This is a genomic window from Amycolatopsis sp. w19, from assembly GCF_051373225.1.
GTDB lineage: Bacteria > Actinomycetota > Actinomycetes > Mycobacteriales > Pseudonocardiaceae > Amycolatopsis > Amycolatopsis japonica.
Genome location: NZ_JBPQFM010000094.1, coordinates 1 through 509, shown reverse-complemented (window position 1 = coordinate 509; position 509 = coordinate 1). Strand labels below are relative to the sequence as shown.

The 509-nt window shown below is 30.5% G+C and carries 1 protein-coding gene; it reads left to right on the top strand.

Annotated features, from left to right (window positions below):
* On the top strand, positions 1 to 339 hold a 339-nt coding region (locus ACSMFO_RS40260; protein WP_436462557.1), incomplete at its 5' end, for an Lrp/AsnC family transcriptional regulator.
* Positions 340 to 509 lie beyond the last annotated feature (170 nt).

The window sequence follows — 509 nt, the reverse complement described above, 5'->3', positions numbered from 1 at the left end:
AGAAAATGTGTAATACAAGGTTTTACGGTAATTATTTCACCTGACGCAATTGGAAAAAGTGTAAAAGCAATTATTCAAAAAGCGAATTTAAAAATGAAAACTCAGCAATTTGAAGAAATTATCAAAGGAGAAAAAGAAATTTTAGAATGTCATCGGATAACCGGAATAAACAGTTATTTTATGAAGACGGCAGTTTCATCCATAAAACAGTTAGAAGACTTTTCAAACCGTTTGACCCATTATGGTAAAGTCAATACATCTTTGATTATTACTTCTCCCGTATCTCATCAAATTTCACTACCCAAAACTGAGTATCTTCAACCAATCAAGAATGAATAACGCGCAGTGATATCATCATAAAAGACTAGTATAAAACTGTAAGGAAGTAGTTACAGTTGTGAACTACTTCTCTCTTTAAGAGGCTTTTTTTATTAAACAAAGACTTCTTACTAACGAGTTTCTTTCTAAAAATATTATAAGGAGAAATAACAACTTCTTGCATTGATTGA